16 protein-coding genes and 1 pseudogene are annotated in these 18,513 nt (G+C 70.6%); 12 read left to right on the forward strand and 5 right to left on the reverse strand.

Features of this window, described 5'->3' with window-relative positions; genetic code table 11:
- The first annotated feature begins 101 nt into the window (after nt 1-101).
- From WBG79_RS11305 to WBG79_RS11315, 3 genes are all read left to right on the forward strand, one after another.
- Entirely contained in the window at nt 102-1,436 is a 1,335-nt protein-coding gene (locus WBG79_RS11305) for an NAD(P)/FAD-dependent oxidoreductase (RefSeq protein ID WP_337357205.1), read from the forward strand.
- Between the two features lie 85 nt (nt 1,437-1,521).
- Nucleotides 1,522-2,340: a 3-hydroxybutyrate dehydrogenase gene (locus WBG79_RS11310; RefSeq protein WP_337357206.1), complete on the forward strand. Its 819-nt coding sequence runs from the start codon at nt 1,522-1,524 to the stop codon at nt 2,338-2,340.
- 29 nt (nt 2,341-2,369) lie between these two features.
- The gene (locus tag WBG79_RS11315) at nt 2,370-3,563 is read left to right on the forward strand and encodes a patatin-like phospholipase family protein (RefSeq protein WP_337357207.1); all 1,194 of its coding nucleotides are present in this window, start codon (nt 2,370-2,372) and stop codon (nt 3,561-3,563) included.
- A gap of 68 nt (nt 3,564-3,631) precedes the next feature.
- Here WBG79_RS11315 and WBG79_RS11320 read toward each other — a convergent pair whose 3' ends face one another.
- From WBG79_RS11320 to WBG79_RS11330, 3 genes are all read right to left on the reverse strand, one after another.
- The gene (locus WBG79_RS11320) at nt 3,632-4,837 is read right to left on the reverse strand and encodes an MFS transporter (protein ID WP_337357208.1); all 1,206 of its coding nucleotides are present in this window, start codon (nt 4,835-4,837) and stop codon (nt 3,632-3,634) included.
- 91 nt (nt 4,838-4,928) lie between these two features.
- On the reverse strand, nt 4,929-5,411 hold the full coding sequence (locus WBG79_RS11325) for a cupin domain-containing protein (RefSeq protein ID WP_337357209.1): 483 nt from the start codon (nt 5,409-5,411) through the stop codon (nt 4,929-4,931).
- A 205-nt stretch (nt 5,412-5,616) separates the two neighbouring features.
- Nucleotides 5,617-6,099: a DUF302 domain-containing protein gene (locus WBG79_RS11330; RefSeq protein WP_337357210.1), complete on the reverse strand. Its 483-nt coding sequence runs from the start codon at nt 6,097-6,099 to the stop codon at nt 5,617-5,619.
- An 879-nt stretch (nt 6,100-6,978) separates the two neighbouring features.
- Here WBG79_RS11330 and WBG79_RS11335 point away from each other — a divergent pair.
- Nucleotides 6,979-7,113 (forward strand): annotated as a pseudogene (locus WBG79_RS11335) (IS3 family transposase); the annotation flags it as partial.
- Between the two features lie 280 nt (nt 7,114-7,393).
- Here WBG79_RS11335 and WBG79_RS11340 read toward each other — a convergent pair.
- Nucleotides 7,394-8,320, reverse strand: coding sequence for an FCD domain-containing protein (locus tag WBG79_RS11340; protein ID WP_337357211.1), 927 nt, complete (start codon nt 8,318-8,320; stop codon nt 7,394-7,396).
- On the opposite strand from WBG79_RS11340, the gene WBG79_RS11345 reads away from it, so the two are divergent.
- The 8 genes from WBG79_RS11345 to WBG79_RS11380 are packed head-to-tail and all read left to right on the forward strand — an operon-like array spanning nt 8,280 to nt 17,582.
- On the forward strand, nt 8,280-9,782 hold the full coding sequence (locus WBG79_RS11345; RefSeq protein WP_337357212.1) for an ABC transporter substrate-binding protein: 1,503 nt from the start codon (nt 8,280-8,282) through the stop codon (nt 9,780-9,782). The two genes, WBG79_RS11340 and WBG79_RS11345, sit on opposite strands and share 41 nt — an antisense overlap.
- Entirely contained in the window at nt 9,782-10,624 is an 843-nt protein-coding gene (locus WBG79_RS11350) for an ABC transporter permease (protein WP_337357213.1), read from the forward strand. The genes WBG79_RS11345 and WBG79_RS11350 overlap by 1 nt, the downstream gene beginning before the upstream one ends.
- Nucleotides 10,621-11,544 (forward strand): ABC transporter permease, encoded by a 924-nt coding sequence (locus WBG79_RS11355; protein WP_337357214.1) that lies wholly within the window; start codon nt 10,621-10,623, stop codon nt 11,542-11,544. The genes WBG79_RS11350 and WBG79_RS11355 overlap by 4 nt, the downstream gene beginning before the upstream one ends.
- Nucleotides 11,541-12,923 (forward strand): M20/M25/M40 family metallo-hydrolase, encoded by a 1,383-nt coding sequence (locus WBG79_RS11360; protein WP_337357215.1) that lies wholly within the window; start codon nt 11,541-11,543, stop codon nt 12,921-12,923. Before WBG79_RS11355 ends, WBG79_RS11360 begins: the two co-directional genes overlap by 4 nt.
- Nucleotides 12,920-13,918 (forward strand): 1-aminocyclopropane-1-carboxylate deaminase/D-cysteine desulfhydrase, encoded by a 999-nt coding sequence (locus tag WBG79_RS11365; protein WP_337357216.1) that lies wholly within the window; start codon nt 12,920-12,922, stop codon nt 13,916-13,918. Before WBG79_RS11360 ends, WBG79_RS11365 begins: the two co-directional genes overlap by 4 nt.
- Before the next feature lie 3 nt (nt 13,919-13,921).
- On the forward strand, nt 13,922-14,947 hold the full coding sequence (locus WBG79_RS11370) for a hypothetical protein (protein ID WP_337357217.1): 1,026 nt from the start codon (nt 13,922-13,924) through the stop codon (nt 14,945-14,947).
- Entirely contained in the window at nt 14,944-15,795 is an 852-nt protein-coding gene (locus WBG79_RS11375) for a sulfurtransferase (RefSeq protein ID WP_337357218.1), read from the forward strand. Before WBG79_RS11370 ends, WBG79_RS11375 begins: the two co-directional genes overlap by 4 nt.
- A complete protein-coding gene (locus WBG79_RS11380) occupies nt 15,792-17,582 on the forward strand; it encodes an ABC transporter ATP-binding protein (protein WP_337357219.1) in 1,791 nt (596 codons plus the stop codon). Before WBG79_RS11375 ends, WBG79_RS11380 begins: the two co-directional genes overlap by 4 nt.
- A gap of 290 nt (nt 17,583-17,872) precedes the next feature.
- On the opposite strand, the gene WBG79_RS11385 is transcribed toward WBG79_RS11380, so the two are convergent.
- Nucleotides 17,873-18,496 (reverse strand): pyridoxamine 5'-phosphate oxidase family protein, encoded by a 624-nt coding sequence (locus tag WBG79_RS11385; RefSeq protein ID WP_337357220.1) that lies wholly within the window; start codon nt 18,494-18,496, stop codon nt 17,873-17,875.
- Nucleotides 18,497-18,513 lie beyond the last annotated feature (17 nt).

Below are 18,513 nucleotides of genomic sequence, written 5' to 3' on the forward strand. Positions count from 1 at the left end.
AGGCCGGCATTTCTCTTTCGATCCGCGCGCCCGTCGACTGGGGGGCGAAGGCGGCCGCCGGGACAGTCCCCGCAGGCCCGAGCCGATCGGAGGACCCAGTCATGCCCACATCCGCCAAGGCCCGGCCGAAGCCCGGGGCCGTCCCCAAGGTCGTCATCATCGGAGCGGGTTTCGCAGGACTGTCAGCCGCCCGCGGCCTCGCCCGGGCGCCTGTCGACGTCACGATCGTCGACCGGCAGAACCATCACCTGTTCCAGCCGCTCCTCTACCAGGTCGCGACCGCCGCGCTGTCGCCGGCCGACATCGCGGCCCCGATCCGGACCATCCTGCGCGACCAGGCGAATGCGACCGTGATCCTCGCCGAGGTCACCGGCATCGACCCCAAGGCCCACGAGGTGGTCACGACCGACGGCCGGATCCCCTACGACCGCCTGATCGTCGCCACCGGCGCGCGGCACGGCTACTTCGGCCGCGACGAGTGGGCGGTCCACGCCGCGGGTCTGAAGCGGATCGAGGACGCAACGGAACTGCGGCGCAGGATCCTGCTCGCCTTCGAGCGCGCCGAAGCCGAGACGGACCCGGTCCGGCGCCGCGCGCTGCTCACCTTCGTGGTGATCGGCGGTGGTCCGACCGGGGTGGAGATGGCCGGCGCCATAGCGGAACTGGCCCGGACCGGCCTCGCCCGGGAGTTCCGGCGCATCGACCCGCGCTCCGCCCGCGTCGTGCTGGTGGAGGCCGCGGACCGCCTTCTGGCGTCCTTCGATCCCGCGCTCTCCGAGGCCGCCCTCTCCGCGCTCGCCGGGCTCGGCGTCGAGGTTCGGGTGAACCATCCGGTGACGGACTGCGATCAGCGGGGTGTCTCGCTCGGCGGCTATCGGATCGACGCCGAGACCGTGGTCTGGGCGGCCGGCGTGATGGCATCGCCCGCCGGCCGCTGGCTCGCGGCCGCCACCGACAAGGCCGGCCGCGTGCTCGTCCGGCCGGACCTTTCGCTGCCGGGCCGGCCGGAGGTCTTCGTCATCGGCGACACCGCTAACGTCGCCGGGCCGGACGGCCGCCCCTTGCCCGGCACCGCCCCGGTCGCCAAGCAGCAAGGCCGTTATGTCGCCGCTCTCGTCGGCGCGCGTCTGCGCGGCCGGGACGTCCCGCCGTTCCGCTATCGCGACCTCGGCATGATGGCGACCATCGGGCGAAAGCAGGCGATCGCCCAGTTCGGCCGCATCCGGCTGAAGGGCGGCGTCGCCTGGGTGCTCTGGAGCGCCGCCCACATCTACTTCCTGATCGGATTCCGCAACCGGCTCGCGGTCGCGCTCAACTGGGCCTGGAGCTACGCGACCTACGCGCGCGGCACGCGCCTGATCACCGGGGCCGTCGCACAGAGCGCCGGGCCCGGGCCGGAGCGGCCCCACCGGCCGCCGGTCCCGTCCAAGTCCTGACAGACCGCTCCCTGCCAACGCGTCGCACGCCCCTCGGACGGGGGCCCGCCCGCACCCTTCCCCCATGCTCACCAGGAGGACCACCATGAATATCCCCGTCATCGACACCAGGCCGACCGCCGCCGCCCGTCTCGATGGAAAGGTCGCGCTCGTCACGGGCTCGACCAGCGGCATCGGGCTCGGCATCGCCCGCGCCTTCGCGGAGGCCGGCGCCCGCGTGGTCCTGAACGGCCTCGGCGACCCCGGCGAGGTGGAGCGGCTCCGGGCCGATCTCGCCGCCTCGACGGGCGCGACCGTCCACTACGCGCCGGCCGACATGTCCCGCCCGGACTCGATCGCCGCCATGATGCAGGATCTCCTGGACCGGGCCGGCGGGGTCGACATCCTCGTCAACAACGCCGGCGTCCAGCACGTGGCGCCGCTCGACCGGTTCCCGCCGGAGAAGTGGGACCAGATCCTGGCGATCAACCTCAGCTCCGCCTTCCACACCACGCGGCTGGCGCTCCCCGCCATGCGGGCGCGCGGCTGGGGACGCATCATCAACGTCGCCTCCGCGCACGGGCTTGTCGCCTCGCCCTTCAAGTCGGCCTACGTGGCCGCCAAGCACGGGATCGTCGGGCTCACCAAGGTGACCGCGCTCGAGACCGCCGAGGACGGCATCACCTGCAATGCCATCTGCCCCGGCTACGTCTACACGCCCCTGGTCGAGGCGCAGATCGAGGGGCAGGCGCGCGCCCACGGCCTCCCGCGCGAGCGCGTCGTGCGCGACGTCCTCCTCGCCCAGCAGCCCAACAAGCGCTTCGCGACCGTGGAGGAGATGGGCGCCATCGCGGTCTTCCTCGCCGGCGCGCCCTCGATCACCGGCGTCGCCCTGCCCGCCGACGGCGGCTGGACCGCCCACTGACCCCGAACCCGTCAACACAGGAGGGAACCATGAACACGATGTCCCGCATCGGCGGTCCGGCCGACACGATCCTGTCCGAGGCGACGCCAGTCCCGGAGCGCCCGCGACGGGGCCGCCCGGATTGCGGCCAGATCGTCCTCGTGCTGCAGGGGGGAGGCGCGCTCGGCGCCTACCAGGCCGGCGTCTACCAGGCCCTGCACGAAGCCGGCATCGAGCCCGACTGGGTGATCGGAACCTCGATCGGCGCCATCAACGCGGCCATCATCGCCGGCAACGAGCCGGCGGATAGGCTGGAGCGACTCCGGGCATTCTGGGACCGCCTGGCGCAGAGTCCGGTCTTCGACCTGATGACGAGCCTGCCCTGGGTCGGGCGCACGCTGCCGAACTGGACGACGCTGGCGGGCGGGATCTCGGGCTTCTTCAAGCCGAACCCGCTCGCCTTCCTGGGACTGCACGTGCCGCTCGCCGCCGACGCCGCGGGCTACTACTCGACCCGGCCGCTCGAGGCGACGCTGTCCGAACTCGTCGACGTCGAGCGGCTCTCGCACTGTGCCCCGCGCCTGACGGTCGGGGCGGCGAACCTGCGCACCGCGGCCATGCACTACTTCGACAGCCGCGACATGCCGATCACCCTCCGCCATGTGATGGCCTCCGGGGCGTTGCCGCCGGCCTTCCCGGCCGTGCGGATCGGGGAGGAGCTCTTCTGGGACGGCGGCATTCTGTCGAACACGCCCGTCGAGGCCGTCTTCGACGACAACCCGCGCCGGAATTCCCTCGTCTTCGCGGTCCACATCTGGAATCCCGAGGGGCCCGAGCCGCAGAGCATCTGGCAGGTGATGAGCCGTCAGAAGGACATCCAGTACTCGAGCCGCGCGGTCAGCCACATCATGCGGCAGAAGCAGATCCACCGGCTGCGCCACATCATCGGCGAACTCGCCGCGCGGTTGCCGCCCGACGAGAGGGGCGAGCCGGAGGTGCGCGCGATGGTGGCCTACGGCTGCCTCACCCGGATGCACGTTGTCAGGCTGCTTTCACCTCGCATCGAGAACGAGGACCACACCAAGGACATCGACTTCTCGACCGCCGGGATCCGCAGCCGCTGGTCGGCCGGCCATGCGGACGCGATGCGGGTGCTGGAGGCCGCTCCCTGGGAGGGTGACCACGATCCGCACGAGGGCTTCTACCTGCATGAGCTGCGCCGGACGACTCTCGAGATGGCTTGAGCGCCGCCGCCAGGGGAAACCAGAAAGGGCCCGGCCGCTCGGCCGGGCCCTTTTTCGCGCCGCCGCGGTCACCGGCCGGCCGGCAGCCGGAGCCGGGGCGCGAGCAGCGCCGCGGCGGCGAGAGCCGCGCCGATGCCGGCGACCGTGGCGGGCCATCCGAGCCCGTCGAAGGCGGCGCCGAGCAGCGCCGTCCCGGCGAGCCCGCCCAGAAAGTAGCTCGCCAGGTAGAGGCCGCTCGCCGCACCCCGGTCGACCGCCGCGGCGCGGCCCACGAACCCCGTCGCGACCGCCTGGGCGAAAAAGGTCCCGACGGCCACGAGCGCGAGCCCGCCGATGGCGAAGCCGAGACGGCCGGCGAGCAGCAGGGGCAATCCCGCGCCCGCGACCGCGAGTGCGCCGACCAGCGCCCGTGCGATCCCGTAGCGGGCCGCGATCCGGCCGGCCAGCAGCGTCGTCGGGATGGAGGGCAGGAACACGAGGTAGACGAAGCCCAGCCCCATCGCATCGAGGCCGATCGGCGCGGCGACAAGGACGAAGTTGACGAAGGTGAACGTGCCCAGGAAGGCGAACAGGATGGCGAAGCCCACCCCGAAGGCTGCGGCCAGCGCTGGGTTCGTAAGATGCGCCCGGATCGCCGCACCCGCACCGGCGGTGTCGCCGGCAGGTGGACGGCCGCTCCGGACCGTCGCCCAGGCCAGCGCGGCGCCGGCCAGGTTGAGACCGGCGAAGACGCCGAAGTTCGCGGCCAGGCCGAAGTGGTCGGCGACCGCGGCCGAGAGCAGCCGGCCGAAGAGGTTGGAGGCGACGTTGCCCGCGATGTAGGCCGAGAAGGCGGCCGCGGCCGCCCGGCCGCTGCAACGTTCGCCGAGGTAGGCGAGCGTCAGCGTGAAGGCGGTGGCCATCAGGAGCCCTTGCAGGACCCTCAGGGCCGCGAAGCTTGCGAGGCCTGGCGCCACCGAGAGCAGCAGCGTCGGCACGGCCAGCAGCGTCATGGCCGCGACGATCCCGCGGCGGCGGTCGATGCGCCGGCTGAGCACCGCCGTCGCCAGGCTCGCCACCGCCATGCCGAGCGTGCAGGCGTTGACCGCGAGCCCCATGGCCGCCGGGCTGACCCCGTAGGCGGTCGTCAGCCGCGGCAGGATCGCCTGCGTGGCGAAGAGATCGACGAGGGTCAGAAAGGCGATCAGGGCGATCACGGCGTTGCGCCGGAGCGCCTCCGCGCCGGCGCGGTCCTCCGGATCGGCGCGGGCTGGGGAAACCACGAGGCTGGGCATGGCGGATCCTTTCTGGGCGATGGAGATAGAAAAGGGGCGCCCGCGGCCTGGACCGGGGCGCCCAGCGCGGGCTCACGAACTGGACGGCCGCTCACATGTTCTGGTCGTTGGGATCCTTCAGCAGGTCCGCGGAGAGGAGCACGACCGTCTCGCGCCCGGTGTTCTTCCACCAGTGCGAGGTGGCGTGGGTCTCCGGCGCGACCTCGCCGGCCTTGTGGAGGATCGGCACGGCGCAGTTGCTGGCGTACTCGGTGATCTCGCCCTGGACGATGTAGATGATCGCCGGGCGATCCATGTGGCTGTGCCAGGGCACGATGCCGCCCGGCTGGATGACCAGTCTGCGCAGCCGCATCTTGCGATCCTGGATCTGGGCCGGCTCGCGGGCGAGGTCGATCGAGGACAGCACCGTGTCGGTCACGCCCTTGGCGGCGAAGTCGACCGGCTTGGTGGCGTCGGCGATCTGCTTGCCGGCCGGGCACTGGCCGGCGCTGGCGGTGCCGGGGACGAGCGCGGCGGCGGCGAGCGCGAGGGCGGCGAGGCCCGTCCGGGCCGGGAGACGAACGAGGGTCTTCATGGGTCCTGCTCCTTTGATCCTTCGGGGCCGGCGCCCGGCCCCGGTGACAGGCGAAGGATCCCGGACCGCGCTCACACTTTGAAATATCGGCTCGCTTCCGGTTCGATAGCGGCGCTCTATCCCGCCGGGCATAGGCCGGGACGCGACGAGGCCCGCCGCGGGATCTCCCCGGGGCGGGCCTCGTGGGATGCGGGCGGAACCGGGGTTACCGGCCGGCGACGCTCGCTGTGATCGATCCGATCACCGCGCTCGCCATGGCGAACTGCGGGTCGAGGTCGGTGATACCGTACCGCCGCGCGATCCAGCCGAAATCGGTGTATACGGCCCAGACGGTGCCGTCCGGATCCTGCCGCACGAGCAGCCGCACCGGCCAGTCCAGGCCGGAATCCGGGTTGGCCTTCAGGAATTGGCCGCCCAGCGGCGGGTTGCCGAAGATCAGGAGCGTCGAAGGCCCGATGCCGATCCCGGCCTCGTTGACGATCTGGCCCTGGTCGATGGCAGCGAAGAACCGGATCCCCTTCGCGGCCACGTCCTGCCTGATGCGCTCGACCGTCTCCGCCGGCGGGTAGGCGCTGCGGACACGGACGACGCCCGTAGGGCCGGGCTCGTCAGCCGAAGCCGCAGCCGAGGTGAACAAGGTGGCCGCGAGCAAGAGCGCTTCGGCCTGCTTCTTGAGAGAGGTGATCATGGATGGTCTCCAGGGAACGGTGGGTCCCGACCAGGCGCCGGGCCCCTGCTGTGCTTCGGGAGATTCGGAACCGGACCGGTGAAGGGGGGGCGCCTCCCGGTCAGTCTCTGCGCGTTCGGTACGGATCTCGCCCGCGCATCCGAGGGCCTAGGGATCGCGGCGCTGCGGGGCGCGGGGACCGGCCGACTCGTTCTCCTGAGCAGCCGGCGCGCCGGCGCGGAAGCCGCACGCCGCGGCGACGGCCGGAAGACCGACGGGTCGGTAGTGGGCTTCCAAACCACGACCGTACGAAGCCGGATAGTTGAGATCCCAGGTCGGAATGGAGGCCGATCGGCCAGACAGGACGGGTTGTGACACGGGAGTACCTCCTCTGTTGTCCGGCGGCTTGGCCGGCGTGCAGAGAGGGTCGGCGGTACGAGCCCCCAAGTGAAATGCAAGTTCGCTACGCATTGGATAGAGCGGCGCTATGCGGTCCGCTCTACCTCGTCCGTGGGTGGAGATCGCCGTGCCGTCTGAGATGTCCGCTCTGGGGTGGCTCGACGGTGCTTTGTGGCATCGCTCGGCAGTGCGCGGCTTGATGTCGGACGAGGACACAAACCGCCGGCCTATTTGGCTAGTGCAGCACCCTTGAGGGAGGTGGAGGCCCGGCAGATAGCGATCGAGGGCTACGTCTACGCTCAAGTCGAACGACCAGCCGATTGCACCGGCTCGGCGCCGGGGGCGACGTTCTTGAGCACGCGCCGGGTCACGTCCATGGAGATGAGCGGCTAGAGGTTGTGGGGTAGTCCGGGATGTGGGCGAAGGTGTTGGCCGGCGCGCCCAGGCCACTTGCTGCTGCGCAATGAGGAATAGAATGTCAATTCTAAGCGCATCTAATGGCTGTACAAGGAGTTACGGCTGCAACTCCGGAACAAGGTATCCAAGAGCCGGGTCAAGGCGAAGCTGCGCGAGGACCGCTGTCCGCCGGCAGCTGCGAACGAGACCTGGGCCATGGACTTCATCCACGACCAGTTGGTCGGCATGCGGCTTGATTGTCGGAGGCGGGCGAGGAACTCCGACCGCTCATTATCGGCCTCGGCGAATGGGTCCCGAAGTTCCGAAAGGACAAGAACCAGAACGAATTCTGGGTATGAGCGAGGGCCATAGGGGCAAGGTCACTGCCGAACTGTACCGTGGCCGACTTCCACCTGAAACGCGACCGATTAACAGTCCAACTCCGCGCCGTCGCGCGTGCCCTGGCGTCGGAGCGAACCGGTTGCGGCTCCGAATCCGGGCGGCCGGGACGCGCATGACCTTACAGGAACGAGACCCGGCGCTTCACTGGTAAGTCCTCCTCATCTGCGAGGTTGGCGATGAGGATCTCGGTCCCGGCAATGATGGCGCGCTCTATGGAGGCGCGGACCGCCGCAGCGTCGCGCAGGCGCAGTGCATCAAGCAAGTCGTCGTAGGAATGCCGGCCGAGATCGACCTCGTTAGGCCGCGGATAAAGGTGATTGAGGCTCGGGCCGATCCTGAGCCACAGGCGCTCGATCATGTCGAGCAGCGTCGGCATGTCGGCCGCCTCGTAGAGCATGAAGCGGAAGGTCCGGTTGAGCCTCAAGGCCTCGGCGACGTCGTGACCCAGCCGCGCGGCCCGGTAGGCGGCATTGATCGCGTGCAAGGTGTCGAGCACGTCCGGTCGCATGGCGATGGTGGCCCGTTCGGCCGCCAGTCCCTCGACCGTCCGGCGGATGTCCGCCAACTCGCGATACTCCCGGACCGTCACCACCGGCACCGTGAAGGCCTGCGCGGGTGCGGCCTCCAGAGCGCCGGCGGCAACCAGCTTCAGAAGGGCTTCGCGCACCGGGGTCGGGCTGGTGCCCAGCCTCGTGGCGAGGTCTCGCGTCACCAGCCGTTCGCCACGCTTCAGGCGGCCTTCCATCAAGGCCTGCTTGAGGGTCTGTTCGACGAAGCCAGCGAGTCCGCCCCGCGGCGCTTCCGGTAGATCCAATGCGACATCCTCCCTCGGCCGCTCCCGAGTACCAGAAATCGGGATCGCACCACGAGGCGCAATACCATGCTGCCGTTGCCGACTATGAAGGCACGGCTGGGCATTGAGCAAGATGCGATATAGGATATATTCTGTATCGGTCACGACGATCCCGGGGCCGCCGGCGCCCGGGGCTCCAACGGAGGGTTCGATGAGCCGCATCTCCCGCAATCTGCTCGCCGCGACGAGCATGGTCGTCTCCCTGTGCTTGGCACCGACGGCTTGGAGCGCCGAGCTCACCATCGGGCGCCCGACCTCTCCAGCGACCTTCGACCCAGGCTTCCTGAAGGAGCCAGCCACCCTGGTCGACAACGTGTTCGACACGCTGATCCTGCGCGACGCCGACATGAAGCTCGTGCCGGGCCTGGCACTCTCCTGGACGGCGGTCGACGACACGACCTGGGAGGTGAAGCTCCGCCCGAACGTCAAGTTCCACAACGGCGAGCCGTTCACGGCCGAGGCGGTCAAGTTCACCTTCGACCGCGTCATCGACCCGGCCGCCAAGTCACCGACCATTTCGTACGTGCGTACCGTCGCGGGCGTCGACGTGGTGGACGCGACGACCGTGCGCATCCGGACGACCGGCCCTGATCCGCTCCTGCCGACCCGGCTCAGCCGCTACCCGGCCTACATCGTCCCGCCCGGCTATGTGCAGCAGGTCGGCGCCGCCGAATTCGCCCGCAAGCCGGTCGGCACCGGCCCCTACCGGGTCACTGAATTCGTCCCCGACGACCACGTCACCTTCGTCGCCAACGCCGACTACTGGCGCGGCAAGCCGGCCATCGACAAGGTGGTCTGGCGTCCGATCCCGGAGGCGACCGCCCGGATCGCCGCGCTCCTGTCCGGCGAGGTGCAGTTCATCGAAGGCGTTCCCGCCGATCTTGTCGACGCCCTGAAGTCATCCGGCGCCGCCGACGTGGTCGACGTCAAGAACGGCGGCCTGACGATCTATCTCGGCCTGAAATCGACCGAGAAGCCGCTCGACGACGCCCGCGTCCGCCGCGCCCTCTCGCTCGCCATCGACCGCAAGTCGATCGTGGCCGAAATCCTGAAGGGCAAGGCCGCCGTCACCGGCACCCAGGTCAGCCCCTTCGACGCCGGCTACAAGGAGATCCCGCCGCCGGCTTTCGATCCCGCCGCCGCCAAGGCGCTGCTCGCCGAGGCGGGCTATCCGAACGGGTTTTCGATCCGCTTCCAGGCGCCACGGCGCTACATTTCGTCCGCCGAGGTGGCACAGGCCATCGTGCAGCAGTGGGCCGCGATCGGCGTCAAGGCGGAACTCGAAGTGCCCGAGTGGTCGGTCTACGCCCAGCAGGTGCCGGCCGGGAAGCAGGCGCCGGTCTACATGCTCGCCTGGGGCTCGACCCAGACCCTCGACGCCGATGCCGCGCTCTATGCCATCCTGAAGACAGGCGAGCCCTATTCGACCGTCGCCGACGCCAAGCTCGACGCGCTCCTCGACCAGAGCCGCAAGACCATCGCGACCGACGCCCGCGCCAAGATATTCGGCGAGATCCAGGACTATGTCGCCAGGGAGGTGCCGCTGATCACGCTCTACCGGGAGGATTCGCTCTACGCCAAGGCGAAGTCGGTCGTCTTCTCCGGTCGCGCCGACGCGCGCATCCCAGTCTACGATTTCAAACTGGCCAAGTGATGCTCGGCTGGCGATCGCGGCTCGCAGCCTCCGCCGACCTCTGGGTCGGCGGAGGGCTCCTCGTCCTGATGGGCGCGGCCGTGCTCGCCGGGCCGGTCCTGTGGCCGGTCGATCCGCTGAAGGGAACCCTCGCGGCCTCCATGAAGCCGCCGGGATCGGTGATCGCCGGGGCGTGGTATCCGCTCGGCACGGACCAACTCGGCCGCGATCTCCTCGCCCGCACGCTTGCCGGGCTCCGCCTCTCGCTCGGCATCGTGCTCGTCGCCGGGGCGATCTCGGTGACGCTCGGCACGCTCCTCGGCCTCGTCGCCGGTTATTTCCGGGGCCTCGTCGATGCGCTCGTGATGCGGGCGGTGGATATCCAGCTCTCCATCCCTTTCATTCTCCTGATCCTCCTCGTGGTTGCCGTCGTCGGCCCCAGCATCGGCAACCAGATCGCCGTCCTCGGCGTCACTGGCTGGGCCATCTTCGCCCGCGTCGCCCGCGCCCGAACGCTCGAAGTGCGCGAACTCGAATATGTCGAGGCCGCCCGCACCCTCGGCCTGCCGACGCGCAGCATCCTGCTCCGGCACATCCTGCCCAACATCCTGACGCCCCAGATCGTGCTCCTGACCCTCGATCTGCCGCGCCTCGTGGTGCTTGAGGCCTCGATCGGCTTCCTCGGACTCGGCGTGCAGCCGCCAACGCCGACGCTCGGCAATCTGATCGGCGAGGGCCGTTCGCTGATGCTCGTGGCCGATTGGCTGGTGCTCTGGCCGGGCGTCGCCATCGCCATCCTGGTGGTTGCCTTCAACTTCCTGGGCGACGGCCTGATCCGGCGGACGGAGGCGCGCGTCGCATGAAGCTCGCCTTCTTTCTCGCCGAACGCGTCGCGATGGCGGTCGTGGTCCTCCTCGGCGTTTCGCTGGTCGTCTTCCTGTGCCTGTTCCTGACCGGCGACCCCGCCGCCCTGATGCTGCCCCCGGACGCCAGCCGCGACGAGATCCAGCGCTTTCGCGAGGCCATGGGCTTCAACGACCCCTGGCTCCTGCAATACGGCCGCTGGGTCGGCCGCATCCTCCTCGACGGCGATTTCGGCACCTCGCTGCGCTTTCAGCGCCCGGTCGGCGAATTGATCGTCGAGCGGCTGCCGGCAACCGCCCTGCTCGCGATCACGGCGCTCGCCTGGAGCACCCTCGCCGGGTTCGTGTTCGGCGTCCTGGCGGCGGTCTGGCGCGGGGGGCCGATCGACTTCGCGGTCCGGGCGCTGGCGCTCTCCGGCCAGGCCATCCCGGTGTTCTGGCTGGGCCTGATCCTGATCCTGGTCGTCTCGCTCAAGTGGCGCCTGCTGCCGACCGGCGGCTACGGCGAGGCGCGGCACCTGGTTCTGCCCGCTGTCGCACTCGGCGCCTACTACATGAGCGCCGTCACGCGGCTGGTGAGAGCGAGCCTGATCGAGGCGCTCGACCAGGACTATGTGCGCACGGCCCGCGCCAAAGGGCTCTCGGAATGGCGCGTGGTTATGCGCCATGCGCTGCGCAACGCACTGATCCCGGTGGTCACCGTGCAGGCGATGTATTTCGCCTCGCTCCTCGGTGGTGCGCTCGTGACCGAGATCGTCTTCTCCTGGCCCGGGATCGGCCGGCTCGCCGTCCAGGCGATCCAGAATCGCGACTTCCCGCTGGCCCAGGCGATCGTGCTCCTCGCTGCGACGGTCTTCGTCCTCACCAACCTGCTGGTCGACGTCGCCTATGTGGTCCTCAATCCGAGGATCCGCCTGTGAGCGCGCGTTTCGACATCGCTGCGCTCCGGGCCGAGACGCTTGCGCTCCTCGCCGCCTGGACGGCCGTGCCCAGCGTCGTCGGCGATGCGGGAGCGCTCGCCCGTATGGCCGCGATCCTGGCCGACCATGTGCGGAACCGCCTCGGCGCCGAGATCATCGAGGCCGGCCTGGCCCTCGATCCTCCGATCGTCCACGCCCGCATCGCCCGCGGCCGGCCGACCCGTCTCCTCCTCTACAACATGTACGACGTGATGCCCGCCGATCCGGTCGGCTGGAGCGTCGATCCCTTCGCCGGCGGCATTCTCGACCGGCCGGGCCTCGGCCCCTGTTTCGTCGGCCGCGGCGCGGAGAACAACAAGGGCCCGCTGGCCGGCATGCTGGTCGCGCTGGAGGCGCTCCTCGCCGCAGACGCGCTCGATGCCGACGTCGAGATCCTTATCGAAGGCCAGGAGGAGAGCGGCAGCGCCGCGCTCCGCCAGTATCTGTCCGCGTCCGACAGCCCGGTTGCGCGCTGCGACGCCGCCCTGTTTCCGTCCTTCTGCGAGTATGGCGGCGGGCCGCCGCGCATCTATTGCGGCTTCAAGGGCATCCTGCACGGCACGATCAGGTCTGCCGGCGGCGCCTGGGGCGGACCGCACGCCGGCATTCACGGCTCCAATGCCCCCTGGATCGCCAATCCCGCCTGGCGCCTCGTCCAGGCGCTCGCTACCCTCGCCGACGAGCCGACAGGCTTCCTCTCTCGCGCGCCGCTGCCGCCCGTCTGGCGACCGGTCGTCGAGGCGCTGGCCCGGCAGTTCGATCCCGAGGCGGAACTGCGCTTCCGCCGTACCGAGGCCTATGCGGTCGAGGGCACGCCGGCCGAGCGGCTCGAACACGTCCTGACCACAGCCACCCTCGGCCTTTCCAGGCTGGCTACGGACCCGGCCGATGCCCGCGGCATCATCCCCGCTGCCGCCGAGGCGCGATTCGAATTGCGCGTGCCGCCCGGCCTCGACCCCTTCGCGCTCCTCGAAGACCTCCGCGGACGCCTCCTGGCCGCCGGCATGGCAGACGTGGCGATCACCCCGGCCGACGGCTTCCCCGGCACCGTCTTCCCGCCCGATGCCCCTGGCGTCGCCGCCCTGGCGGCGGCCTACCGCGGCCTCGGCGCCGAGCCGCAGATCTGGCCCTGGGCGATCGGCGCGGCACCCGGCTATGCGTTCGCGGAGCGCGCCGGGAGCTTCCTGATCGGCGGCCTCGGGCACGGCGGCAACGCCCACGGCATCGACGAGTTCGTCACGCTCGCCGGCCTCGACCTCTACCTCGCCTCCCTCCTCGCCTGGCTCCCCGGCATCGTGGCCGAACGGGCCGACGCCCGCCCTGAAAGGACCGCCCCATGAAGACCCCGGCCGATTTCCCGACCGTCCCCCTCGGCTTCCTGCCGACCCCCATCGAACCGCTCGGCCGCCTCTCCGCCGAACTCGGCATCGATCTCGCCATCAAGCGCGACGACTTCACCGGATTCGGCGGCGGCGGCAACAAGGTGCGCAAGCTCGAATTCCTGATGGCCGAGGCGCTCGCGATCGGCGCCGGGGTGCTGATCACGACCGGGGGTCACCAGTCGAACCATGCCCGCATGGTGGCGGCGGCGGCGCGCAAGTTCGGCATGGAGGCCGTGCTGGTGCTGCGCGGCAATCCGCCGACCGCCTACCAGGGCAATCTCCTGCTCGACCGGCTGTTCGGCGCCACCCTCGAATTCCTGGAGCCGACCGAGTATTTCACGCTCGTCGAGCCGCGCATGGCCGCCCATGCCGAGGCCGCCCGCGCGGCCGGCAAGGTGCCCTACGTGATCCCGCTCGGCGGCGCGACCCCGACCGGCGCACTCGGTTATGTCCGCGCCGTCGAGGAGATGGATGCGCAGCTGAAGGCCGCGGCCCTGCCGCCTCCGGACGTGGTCGTGGCCCCGACCGGCTCGGGCGGCACGCTCGCCGGCCTGAAGCTCGGCGCGCTCCGGCACTGGCCCGGCACGCGGGTGATCGGCGTCAGCGTCAGCCGGGACAAGGCCTGGTTCCAGGACCGCATCGCCCAGATGGTCAACGCCGCCGCCGAGCTGCTGGAATGGCCGGAGCGCACGGCCCCCGCCGACATCGAAGTCGATGACGGTCACGTCGGCACGGCCTACGGCGTCCCGAGCCCCGGCGGCAACGCGGCCGTCTCCCGGCTGGGCCTGACCGAGGGCCTGCTGCTCGATCCGGTCTATACCGGCAAGGCCATGCACGGCCTCTTCGACATGGTCGCCTCCGGGGTCATTCCGCAGAAGGCCAGCGTCATCTTCGTCCATTGCGGCGGCAGCCCGGCTCTCTACCCCTTTTCCGACAGCCTGCTCGGAGCCTGACCGATGTCGCCTGCCGCCACGATTCGGTACCTCGGCAGGGCCGACGTCCTCGCGGCCGGCGGCGGCGACATGGCGGCGGCGATCGCGGACGTGCGCGCCGGCTTCGCCCTGCTGGCGTCCGGGCGGGCCACCATGCCGGCCGAGGTCTCGGTGCCGCTCGGCCCGGCGGAACCGCCCGTCCCCGGCGCCCGCGTCTATGCGCTGCCGGCCCGGCTCGACGGCGCGCGACCGGTGGCGGGCGTGAAATGGACCGCCCACCGCCCGCCATCCGTCGACGGTCTGCCCTCGATCCTCGGCCTCACGGTCGTGAACGACGCGGTGACGGGCCGGCCGGTCGGCATCGTGGAGAGCGCGGGCCTGACCGCCATGCGCACCGCCGCGACGACCGCCATCGCCCTCGAAACGGCAGCCCCCCGGCCGGTCGGCTCCGTCACGGTCCTCGGCGCCGGCACCCAGGCGGAGACCCATCTGGCCATGCTGTCGAGCCTGCCCGGCACGGCGCCCGCCGTGACGCTTTGGAACCGAACCCGCGACCGGGCTCTGACGCTCGCGGCCCGCTGGCAACACCGTCTCGCCATCCGGGTCGCCGACGATCTCGACGCCGCCCTGGGGGAGGCCGACGCGATCCTCTGCTGCACGGCCGCGCTGGAACCGATCCTGCCGGTCGAGGCGGTGCGGCCGGGCCGGCTCGTCGTCCAGATCGGCCACCACGAGGTGCCGTTCGACGCGATCGACCGGTCGACCCGCGTCCACGTCGATCTCTGGGGTCCCTTCGCGGAGGCGAGCGGCAAGAGCCTGTTCCGGATGTACCGCGCCGGCCGCTTCGGCCCCGAGCGGGTCACGGCCGATCTCGGCGCCCTCCTCGCCGGCGCGCCACGCCCCGGCCCGGACGACGCCGTCTACGTCTCCACGTTCGGCCTCAACGTTTTCGACGTCGCACTCGCCGCCCGGGTCCTGGCCGCCGCCGATGAACGCGGCCTCGGAACCATTCTGCCGCTCGTCGACCGCCCCTGGGAGTATCGGCCATGACCGAACCGAAGAGCATCGTCATCTCGGCCGAGGCGCTGCGCGCGCGGCTCGGCGAACCCGGACTGCTCCTCGTCGACACGCGCGACCGCGCCGCCTGGAGAAAGGCGACCCTGCCCGGCGCCGTGCATCTCGACGTCTACGACTACTTCATCCCCCGGAGCGACGCCGCCGGCCTCGCCGACCTACAGCGCGCCGCCTGGGCGGGCCTGACTGCGGTAGGCGCCGACAAGGCCCGGACGGTGGTGTTCTTCGAAACCGCCACCGGCATGATCAGTCCGCGAGGCTTGTGGTTCCATGAGCATGCGGGTCTCGGCGGAGGCCTGATCCTGGACGGCGGATACGAGGCCTGGGTTGCGGCCGGCGGACCGGTCGCGCCCGGCACGGGCGCCGATGCGGCGATCACCGGCGGCGCGGCCGGCCCGGCGCCTCCGGCGCCGCGCGCCGATCTCTACGCCGGGGTCGACGACATCCTGGCCCGCGAGCCCGGGACGGTCGTCCTCGACGTGCGCCGGCCGACCGAACACACCGGCAGCTTCGTCCATCCCTGCTGCGCCCGCCCCGGCCGCATCCCGGATTCGGTCCTGCTCTTCTACGAGGATCTCCTGGCCGACGGCCGCTACCGCGCGCCGGACGAGATCGCCGCGCGGGCTCGCGCGGCGGGGCTCACCCCCGAGACCCCGGTCATCATCTATTGCCACCGCGGCGCCCGGGCGGCGACCGCGCTCTACGGCCTTAGGCTCGCCGGCTTTGCGGGCGACGGCCGCGTCTTCGTCGGCTCGTGGCACGAGTGGGCCGAGCGCGGCGAACTCTTCGCCGCCACAGGGGTCGAGGAGGATCCGCTCCCGTGACCGAGCCTCAGCCGCTCCTGTCGGTCCGGGATCTCTCGATCGGCTTTCCGGGCCGGGCGGAGCCGACCGTCCTGGACGTCGGCTTCGACGTGCCGGCCGGACGGGTGACGGCGCTCGTCGGGGAGAGCGGGTCGGGCAAGTCGCTGACCGCGGCCTCGCTGATCGGTCTCGCCCCCGGCGGCGCGACGGCGCGGAGCGGACGCATGCGCTTCGACGGCCGCGACTACGACCCGCGCGATACGAAGGCGCTGGCGACCCTCCGGGGGCGGTCGATCGGCATGATCTTCCAGGAGCCGATGACGGCGCTGAACCCGGTGCTGACCGTCGGCGAACAGATCGCCGAAGGCATCGTGCGCCATCAGGGCCTGGGCTGGCGGGCGGCCCACGAGGCCGCCGTCGAGCACCTCACCCGCGTCGGCATTCCGGACGCAAGGCGGCGCGCCGGGCAGTATCTGCATCAGCTGTCCGGCGGCATGCGTCAGCGGGTGATGATCGCCAGCGCCATGGCGTGCCGGCCGAAGCTGCTCGTGGCCGACGAGGCGACGACTGCCCTGGACGTGACGATCCAGGCCCAAATCCTGCGCTTGCTCGCCGAACTCCAGGCCGCCGAGGGCCTCGGCGTCCTGTTCATCACCCACGATCTGGGCGTCGTAGCCGAGATCGCCGACGACGTCGCCGTCATGCGTCACGGCCGGATCGTGGAGCAGGGATCTGTCGCCGAGGTCATCGGCCGGCCGGCCCACCCCTACACGCGTGCGCTTCTCGACGCCCTGCCGGGCGGCGCGGACTTCGGCTCCGTCAAGCCCGCGGCGGGCCCCGCCGAAGCGCCGCCGCTCCTGGAGGTCCGCGGCCTCGTCAAGCGCTTCCCCGTCGGCGGCGGCTGGTTCGGTCTCGGCGCGCGCACACTCACGGCGGTGGCGGGCGTCGACTTCACGGTCGGCCGGGGCGAGGTGGTCGCTCTCGTCGGCGAGAGCGGCTCCGGTAAATCGACGATCGGCCGCTGCATCCTCGGCCTGGAGCGCCCGAGCGCTGGATCAGTCGCGAACGCCGGGGCCGCCGCGCGTACCCGCGCGGAGGCGCGCCGGCGCACCCAGATCGTCTTCCAGGACCCCTATGCAAGCCTCAATCCGAAGCTCGACGTCAGGACCCTGATCGGCGAGCCCATCGCCCACCACGGCCTCGCCCGCGGCGAGGCCGTCGAAGAGCGGGTCGGCCAATTGCTCGACCTCGTCGGGCTCGACCGTACCATGGCGGCGCGCAAGCCGGCCGCCTTCTCGGGCGGGCAGCGCCAGCGCATCGCCATCGCCCGGGCGCTCGCCGTCGAGCCCGATCTCCTTGTCGCCGACGAGGCGGTCTCCGCGCTCGACGTATCAGTCCGCGCGCAGATCGTCCGCCTCTTCGCCGATCTGCGCGACCGGCTCGGGCTAGCCATCCTGTTCATCACCCACGACCTCGGCCTCGTCCGGCATTTCGCCGACAGGGTGGTCGTCCTGTATCTTGGCGAGGTCATGGAACAGGGCGCCGTGGACATCGTCTTCGGCCGTCCACGCCATCCCTATACGCGCACCCTGCTCGACGCCGAACCTGACGTCCACCAGGTCGGACGCGCGCGACGCGATCGGCCCGTCCTGCCGGCGGGAGACCTGCCGAGCCCGATCGACCGCCCCGTCGGCTGCGCCTTCTCGAGTCGCTGCCCGCGCGCGGTACCGCTCTGCCGCACCGACCGACCCCCGCTCGTCGCCGAAGCCGACGGGCGTAGGATCGCCTGCCACTTCCCGCTCGAATGACGCCATTATGGCTGCGCCGAGCCTCCAACTCTTCCCGCGCGTCGGCAAAGGTGAGGAACAAGCGCGCGTTCATGCGCTCGCTCCGGATGCGGTGTTGAAGGCTTCCCCCGCTCAGAAGGTAGTATCCGTCAAATACACCGCCCGAGGTGCAGCTGGTTTGAGCGGTTGGGGGTGAGAGTAGCGTGCGCGGACGACGGTCTCGCACGGCAGGAAATGCCCGTAACGGGCCGCCAACTCGAGGCACTCGCGGTAGCGGATCCGACCTTCGTCCTGTGCAAGCATGACTCGCCTCATTCGGTTGGAAGCAGAGCCGGACGCCGGGCGAGTTCGGCCTCGAGTTCAGCAATGCGCGTGGTCAGCGGCGCTGACATCGCGCGGATTTCATCGAGTGTGAACCGCTCGGTGATGTGCTGTGGGCAGTTCCAGTCGAAGCCCTCGACCGTGATGAGGAAGCCCCGCTCCACGCGCGCCCGGTAATCCGGCAGCTGAAGCCGGTCAAGCGTCGCCGGGTGATCGAGCCCGACGATTCGAGCCCGACCGAAGAGCTTCAGGCGCGTCTTGTTGGGATAGTCCATGAAGAAAAGCGAGACGCGGTCGTCAGTCGTCAGGTTGCCGACGCTCACATATTGCCGGTTGCCACGGAAATCCGCGAAGCCGATCGTGCGTTCGTCGATGACCCGCACGAAGCCTGCGGGCCCGCCGCGATGCTGAATATAGGGCCAGCCCGTCTCGCTGACGGTTGCCATGTAGAGCGAGTCCCGTGCCGCGAGGAAGCTCGCTTCGGCGCCGGTCAGTCGCTGATTCACGGGCTCCCGTACGCCCTCCATCCGGGCATAGGCCATGCGGCTGCCCTGTTGGTCCTGGATCTTCTTCACTGTTGGCGTGAAGGCGATTTCCGCAAACTTGTGCGACATGACATCCTCTCACGGGT

Origin of the sequence: Prosthecomicrobium sp. N25 (assembly GCF_037203705.1) — a bacterium.
GTDB lineage: Bacteria > Pseudomonadota > Alphaproteobacteria > Rhizobiales > Ancalomicrobiaceae > Prosthecodimorpha.

Excerpts from the sequence above, each read along its gene's own strand:
- WBG79_RS11365 (WP_337357216.1), top strand. The coding sequence starts at position 12,920 with ATGAAGACCCCGGCCGATTTCCCGACCGTCCCCCTCGGCTTCCTGCCG.
- WBG79_RS11385 (WP_337357220.1), bottom strand. The coding sequence starts at position 18,496 with ATGTCGCACAAGTTTGCGGAAATCGCCTTCACGCCAACAGTGAAGAAG.
- WBG79_RS11375 (WP_337357218.1), top strand. The coding sequence starts at position 14,944 with ATGACCGAACCGAAGAGCATCGTCATCTCGGCCGAGGCGCTGCGCGCG.
- WBG79_RS11370 (WP_337357217.1), top strand. The coding sequence starts at position 13,922 with ATGTCGCCTGCCGCCACGATTCGGTACCTCGGCAGGGCCGACGTCCTC.
- WBG79_RS11305 (WP_337357205.1), top strand. The coding sequence starts at position 102 with ATGCCCACATCCGCCAAGGCCCGGCCGAAGCCCGGGGCCGTCCCCAAG.
- WBG79_RS11315 (WP_337357207.1), top strand. The coding sequence starts at position 2,370 with ATGAACACGATGTCCCGCATCGGCGGTCCGGCCGACACGATCCTGTCC.
- WBG79_RS11350 (WP_337357213.1), top strand. The coding sequence starts at position 9,782 with ATGCTCGGCTGGCGATCGCGGCTCGCAGCCTCCGCCGACCTCTGGGTC.
- WBG79_RS11320 (WP_337357208.1), bottom strand. The coding sequence starts at position 4,837 with ATGCCCAGCCTCGTGGTTTCCCCAGCCCGCGCCGATCCGGAGGACCGC.
- WBG79_RS11345 (WP_337357212.1), top strand. The coding sequence starts at position 8,280 with ATGAGCCGCATCTCCCGCAATCTGCTCGCCGCGACGAGCATGGTCGTC.
- WBG79_RS11310 (WP_337357206.1), top strand. The coding sequence starts at position 1,522 with ATGAATATCCCCGTCATCGACACCAGGCCGACCGCCGCCGCCCGTCTC.
- WBG79_RS11340 (WP_337357211.1), bottom strand. The coding sequence starts at position 8,320 with ATGCTCGTCGCGGCGAGCAGATTGCGGGAGATGCGGCTCATCGAACCC.
- WBG79_RS11325 (WP_337357209.1), bottom strand. The coding sequence starts at position 5,411 with ATGAAGACCCTCGTTCGTCTCCCGGCCCGGACGGGCCTCGCCGCCCTC.
- WBG79_RS11330 (WP_337357210.1), bottom strand. The coding sequence starts at position 6,099 with ATGATCACCTCTCTCAAGAAGCAGGCCGAAGCGCTCTTGCTCGCGGCC.
- WBG79_RS11355 (WP_337357214.1), top strand. The coding sequence starts at position 10,621 with ATGAAGCTCGCCTTCTTTCTCGCCGAACGCGTCGCGATGGCGGTCGTG.